The 6,184-nt window shown below is 52.6% G+C and carries 6 protein-coding genes and 1 pseudogene; 4 read left to right on the top strand and 3 right to left on the bottom strand.

Annotated features, from left to right (window positions below):
- The 4 genes and pseudogenes from KQI64_RS07225 to KQI64_RS07210 all read left to right on the top strand — a co-directional run.
- A pseudogene (locus KQI64_RS07225) lies at positions 1-270 on the top strand (B12-binding domain-containing radical SAM protein); the annotation flags it as partial.
- On the top strand, positions 254-1,303 hold the full coding sequence (locus KQI64_RS07220; RefSeq protein WP_216524033.1) for a hypothetical protein: 1,050 nt from the start codon (positions 254-256) through the stop codon (positions 1,301-1,303). The pseudogene KQI64_RS07225 and the gene KQI64_RS07220, both read left to right, overlap by 17 nt.
- Before the next feature lie 23 nt (positions 1,304-1,326).
- Positions 1,327-2,565 (top strand): alpha/beta hydrolase, encoded by a 1,239-nt coding sequence (locus KQI64_RS07215; RefSeq protein ID WP_216524032.1) that lies wholly within the window; start codon positions 1,327-1,329, stop codon positions 2,563-2,565.
- Positions 2,566-2,678: 113 nt separating this feature from the next.
- The gene (locus tag KQI64_RS07210; protein WP_216524031.1) at positions 2,679-3,398 is read left to right on the top strand and encodes a hypothetical protein; all 720 of its coding nucleotides are present in this window, start codon (positions 2,679-2,681) and stop codon (positions 3,396-3,398) included.
- Positions 3,399-3,434: 36 nt separating this feature from the next.
- Here the strand turns inward: KQI64_RS07210 and KQI64_RS07205 are convergent, their stop codons facing one another.
- Genes KQI64_RS07205 through KQI64_RS07195 form a run of 3 tightly spaced genes read right to left on the bottom strand, consistent with a single transcriptional unit; the run spans position 3,435 to position 6,018 of the window.
- The gene (locus tag KQI64_RS07205; protein ID WP_216524030.1) at positions 3,435-4,742 is read right to left on the bottom strand and encodes a sensor histidine kinase; all 1,308 of its coding nucleotides are present in this window, start codon (positions 4,740-4,742) and stop codon (positions 3,435-3,437) included.
- Between the two features lie 10 nt (positions 4,743-4,752).
- Positions 4,753-5,415: a response regulator transcription factor gene (locus KQI64_RS07200; protein ID WP_216524029.1), complete on the bottom strand. Its 663-nt coding sequence runs from the start codon at positions 5,413-5,415 to the stop codon at positions 4,753-4,755.
- A gap of 12 nt (positions 5,416-5,427) precedes the next feature.
- Positions 5,428-6,018, bottom strand: coding sequence for a GTP pyrophosphokinase (locus KQI64_RS07195; protein WP_216524028.1), 591 nt, complete (start codon positions 6,016-6,018; stop codon positions 5,428-5,430).
- Between the last annotated feature and the right edge of the window lie 166 nt (positions 6,019-6,184).

Raw genomic sequence — 6,184 nt, 5'->3', positions numbered from 1 at the left:
AAGTGGTGGCTTGCCGATGGCTACAACTACGGCGAGCTGTCGTTTGTACCGAAAAAAATAAGCCCCGAGGGACTCAGCAGGGCTTGCAGAGACGCGAGAAAGGAATTCTCGTCCTTTGGGACGGTGATGAGCCGCGGCTTTGCGTCGCTCGGACGGACAAGTCCGCTGCTGTGGGGCTTATTCTGGGGCATGAACCTGCGCATCGGCGGCGAGGTCGACCAAAAGATGAATGTGCCGATAGGAGAGAACTTAGATGAGCTTCCAAAGTGAGCGATACGGAAAATACCTTCTGCGGCTCGCTGACTCCTCAGATAACGAGGGAATCCGCGAAATATTTGAAAGCGGAAGCTTCGCGGGCGGAATGAACGTTCAGTTTTTGCGCGGAGAGCAGCCGCTTGAGTCGTTTGAAGCCGACGGGGACGGAGCGTATATCCTTGTCGCCGAGGACACACAGGAAAACAGGCTTATCGCGGTCGGCGGAGCTGTGGTGAGGACGGAATATTTGGGCGGTGATGCTTCAAAATGCGCCTATTTGACCGGGCTGAAAATCCATCATGACTACCGCGGCAGGCTGACGTTCATTCAGCGCGCCTACAAAATAATGGGCGAGCTGGTGTCTGACTGCGCCGCGACATACACGACTATCCTCGACGGCAACACCGGAGTGATAAAAATGCTCGAAAAACGGCGCAAAAACATGCCCGAGTACCGCTATCTCGGGCATTACACGACCTATTGCATGGGCAGAGGAAAAAGGCTGATCGAGGTCGAGAAGAACAATACGCATGGTTTTGATGTGCTGATGAAAACGCATTTTGCGAACAGAGATCTGACTCCGTGCAATCCCGATTATCAAGGCTTCGGCAAAAAGGATTTTTACTGTGTGCGCGGCGGCGACGGAGAGATAATCGCCTGCTGCTTTATCGGCGACCAGAGCCGGACAAAGTATTATAAAATGTGCTCTTACAACGGAGTATATAAGCTCGTTTCACACCTTCCGACGGCATTGCTTGGCTATCCGTCATTTCCAAAGGCGGGAGAAATCATCAGAAGCGGCGTGATCTCAAATCTGTATGTGCGCGGTAACGACGCGGAACTGTGCAGACGTTTTCTCTTGTCCGCCGCGTATGAGAGCGGGTTTGAGCTGCTGCTTTGGGGAGGTGCTGACGCAGACCCGCTGTGCAGGGCTTTGAACAGAATGAAAACCGTGAAATACGGCAGCCGTCTGTACGAGGTGCTGTGGAACGGAAAAACGGACAGCGCGATCAGAAGTGAAACAGGCGTTGAGGCGGCATTGCTGTAAAAACGAGAAAGGGAGCCTGTACAATGAAAAAAGTATTATCAATATTATTATCGGCGGCAATGATAACCGCGCTGCTTTCGGCTTGCGGAACGCAAACTCAGTCCGAATCTGACGGCGGTACAGCGGCGGTCTCGGCGACAGAGGCTAAAAATGCTGACGACAGCCCGGTTCACACCCTGTATTTCAGGGACAGCGCGAAGAGCAAAAAGGCTGTGGCGAACTTCTTCAACAGCGGCAGCGGCAAGAGCGAGGACGTTGAAATGAAAAAGGTGAGCGAGGACAGCGATTCCGTGACCTTCTCCTGCGAGGGCGATACCTCCGTCTACAATATGGCTTACGTCATCTGCGACGGAAAAGAGCCCGACAGACCCGCTTTCAGTCAGTTCGCGTTCAACAAGTGCGTCAGCGGCTGGTACCAGAAGGACGATCTGCTCATTCCGTACACTCAGGGTCAGGAGGTCGATTTTGAACCGGAGTTTGACGATGTAACTCTCACCTGCATAGATTACGACAAGCTCGTTCACATCTGGAAGCCCGGGGATTACGACGCGACCTCCGTCGACAAATATTCCACGATTTATATTCTCGACGGAGAGAACGTGCTTCTTTCCGACGTGTACGCGCAGGAGCTGAGCGGAAGCTCGTTTGCCACGGAGCAGGTCAAGGCTATGACGGCGTCGACGGGCTATAAGGCGATAGTTGTAGCGATAGAGAACATCGGCAAGCGCGATTTTGAGCTTGTTCCGAACATCGGCGTCCCGAGGGACAACACAGATTTTGAGGAAGAGGGAACAGACGGCACGAAGTTCGCGGACTTTGTGGCGAACACGCTCGTTCCTTATGTTCAGAAGAATTACAACGTATACACCGACGCGCTCCACACTGCGGTGACAGGCGCGTCTCTCGGCGGCATGGAATGCTTCTATATCGCCGCGGAATACCCCGAGAAGTTCGGCACTGCCGGCGCGTTCTCGCCGTCGTTCTGGATGTACGACGCGGAAATGTGGGAAAAATATCTCGGCAAAAAGAGCTTCGGCGAAGCTTCGCCGTTCATGTATCTTTACACCGAACCCGAGGGATACGACACCGACCCCGACGTAACTCAGATGTACAATCGCTTAAAGGGCATGGGCTATCCGGAGGAAAAGCTCGCGCTGCACCTCAACAAGGACGGCGTCCATGACAGCAGCATCTGGAGAGGCGTTTTTCCGGAATTTCTCAACGCCATGGTTTACCGCAGTGTCGAGCCGCTGCAAAAATAATGACATTCACGCCCCGGAATCCCGGGGTTTTGTCTTGTGTTGCGGCACTTGATTAATTTTGCAAACTGTGATATAATAATTACTTGCAAATTATTATTGGTATATGGTGTTTTATGAAAAGAATAGGAATTATAGCGCTGATTGCGGCGCTTTGTGTGGTTTTCTCCGCCTGCGGCGACGGAGAGGAACCCGTTACAACAACGGCTCCCGAGGTCGTGATACAAGCCGCGAAGAATAAAAACAAGGTATCGGTCATGCGCGAGGAGAGCTTTGAGTACACCGACAACAACGGCAACAGCTACAGCGCGTCCTACCGCATTCCTTCTATCAACCTCGACAGCGAGGACGCCGAGGACGCGAACGCGGAGATCACCGAAAAGTATACTCCCGACTTCGAGAAGGCGGAGCAGGAGAGCGCTTCGAGGATCGGTCTGACCTGCGATTCCCTCGATTACGAGAGGTTTGAGAACGGCGACGTGCTCAGCGTAGTCATCAGGCGCGTGTATTATTCTCACGCCGTCGATTATTCCGTCTACAACTTCAACTCAAAGACAGGCGCGCTGCTCAAAAACTCGGACGTCGCGAAGGCGGCGAAGCTCAGCTCCGACGAGGTCAATGAAACCATAAAAAAGGAGCTTGAGAAGGACTACGTTTCAAAGTACAAGAACTCAAAGCCCGAGAAGTACGATGAAAATCTCGAAAAAACTCTCTCGGAGGAGAACCTCGGCAAGACTATGCTCTATCTCGGCAAGGACGGCAGGCTGACCGCTATCTGCAAGGAGTACGCGAGCGTGGGAGCCGGTGAATTCTCGGTCGTGCTCACAATAAAATAAGGCAAAGAAAAAGACACCCTCGGGTGTCTTTTATGTTTATGGCTTCAAAACCGCGCTGAACTCGATCACGCCGTTCTGATACGCTACATCGAGCTTGCCGCGGTACTGGTTAACAATGCTGTCCGCGATCGACAGACCTATGCCGAAGCCGCCCTTGTCGATGTTATGTGACTGATCTTCGCGGTAAAAACGGTCGAGGAAGCGCGTGTAGTCCACGTTCTTTCCGTCGGCGTAGTTGTTCGAAACGGCGATTTTCACGCCCTTGCCCTTCTGGTTCAGGGTGACCTTTATTTCGCCGCCGTCGTCGCAGTATTTTATCGCGTTGTCAACGAAGAGAGTGACGAGCTGCTGTATCTGAGATTCGCTCGCGACCATGCGGATATCCGCGGGAATCTCCTTTGTGAGAGTTTTTCCGTTCTGTTTGGCGACGGGAATGAACGCGTCGGCAGCCTTTGTCACCGCGTCCGAAACGTCGATGTCGCTTCTGCCTTCCTTGTTCGCCTTCTCGTCAGCCTTGGCTATGAGGACGAGGTTTGAGATCAGACCCGTCATGCGGTCGACCTGATTCATCGTCGACTGGTTCCACTCGTCCTCGCCGTGCATCATCATTTCAAGCTCCGTATTCGCGCGGATAACGGCGAGCGGAGTTTTCAGCTCATGGCTGGCGTTAGTGATGAATCGTTTCTGGTTTTCGGCATTGCGGATCTCGGGGCGTATGGCGTGGTTTGAAAAGATGCGGATAACAAGATAGCTGAGTCCGGAGCCGAAAAGACTGAGCATCAGCACTATAAAACCGATTCTCCGCTGGTCGGCGATCTGATTTGAAACGTTGAGGAATACAACTATGGTCTGGTCTTCATCATGGTGGATTTTGTAGCGGTAATTGCCTGCCCAGCCGTATTCGCTGCCTTGGCGTAGAGCTTCGTCGGCGTATTCGAGCGCGCTGTTCTCGTCGATCTCGTTGATGTGTGAGGTGATCGGATTGTTTTCGTCGTTCTGGTATACGACCGCGAAATATCGCAGACCGAAAACCGACTCCGACTCCTGGTCGATTTTTGTGTTGAACAGCTCTCGCAGCGCTTCCCTGATCGCTTCTGAAAAGTTGTCGGAGGTCATCACGGCGGTGTCATATGTCGATCCGTCCCAGTGACGCTCCGGAGCTTCAAAATCAACCTCTCCGCCGTGATCAATAAGAAAACTCAGCGCGTTGTCCATCTGTCGGACGGAGGTGAAGTAGTTTCCGTAGTAAATCGTGCCGCCCATGATAAGCATGACCGAAAACAGAGAGAAAAACGAAATCGTGATGAATTTTCTTCTAAGCTTCTTGATTGAATGCTCGTTCATGCGCTCACCTCTATTTCAGAATGTAGCCCGAGCTTTCGTCGCCCTCAATAACGGTCTCCGACGCGATAGCCTTGAGCTTGCGCTTGAGGTAGGAGATATACAGCCAGACAGTGTCGGGCTGAACGTCGGGTTCGCGGCTCCAGATCTGATTCATTATGTAGTCTACGGAGACCGCGCTTTCCCTGTGCAGCATCAAAAGCTGCATGAGCTCGAATTCCTTGACCGAAAGGCGCACGCTGTTCTCCGAGGTGAGCTCGAAGGTTTGGGCGCGGAGCTTAACGTCGTTGTAGCTCAGGTCATTTTTGGTGTATTCGGTTTTGCGGCGTGTCATCGCGCGCACCCTCGCGAGCAGTTCCTTCATGGCGAAGGGCTTTGTGAGGTAGTCGTCGGCACCGGCGTCGAGACCTGCCACTCTGTCGTCGATCTCAGCCTTTGCGGTGAGCATGATGACAGGCGTGAGAATATTCTTTTCCCTCACCTCGCGCAGCACCTCGATGCCGTCCTTTTTCGGCATCATGATGTCGAGTATCAGGCAGTCGTAGCCCTCGGTGTTGACGCGCTCCATAGCTTCCTCGCCGTCGAAGGCGGGGTCAACGTCGTAGCCCTCGTGTCTGAGAACGGCGCATATTACCTTGTTTAAATCCGCAGTATCTTCCGCTAACAAAATTTTCATATCTTCACGTCCTTATGCTTCAAGAATCATATCGCGTATCGTCTGCATCGACAAGTCGGTCGACGCGAGCTCGTCGGCGCAGCGTTTCAGCTCCTCCTCGATCAGAGCGGCGCGGCTGCCGACGGATTTTTTGTATTTCAGGTGGTGCTCCAGAGCCGCCCAGGTGTCCATCGAAATCGTGCGCAGCTGTATCTCGGCGAAGTAACCCGCCTTGGTGCGCAGGATCATGTGATAGCTGCGGTAGCCGTTGGGCTTGGCGTGGCGGATATAGTCCTTTTCCTTGACGACCTCGTACTCGCCCGACTCCTTCAGACAGTCGCGGATAGTGTAAACGTCGTCCACGAACGCGCAGACGATCCTCAGACCGATAGCGTCGGTGAGAATATTCAGCGCGGATTCGGTCGTTTCGGGGAGGTTGTTGCGGCGGCATTTCTCGCGCATGCTCTCCTCGGATTTTATGCGGCTCAGGCAGTGCTCAATGGGATCCATGCTGAGCTTCTGCTCCATTTCGGAGCGTATGTTTTCGATGTGGCGTCTGAGACCGTCCATGACCTGTTCGAGCGCGGGACGGTGCGCGCCGTAGATGCTTTCCTGTGTATTCATTTCTTTCTCCGTAATGGTTTTTAATATATGTTATCAGATATTTCCTGATTTCACAATAGGCATCAGAAAACCTTCACGTAATTTTCAGCTGCTTTTATTTTTGGAAATTGCATAGTTTTATGCAATTTTTTTGGATTTCGAAGTATAAGTGAAAGGAGGGATATTT

The organism is Lachnoclostridium sp. MSJ-17 (assembly GCF_018918205.1).
GTDB lineage: Bacteria > Bacillota > Clostridia > Oscillospirales > Acutalibacteraceae > Ruminococcoides.
The sequence above is the reverse complement of the archived record's forward strand: the minus strand, read 5'-3'. Positions and strand labels throughout refer to the sequence as shown.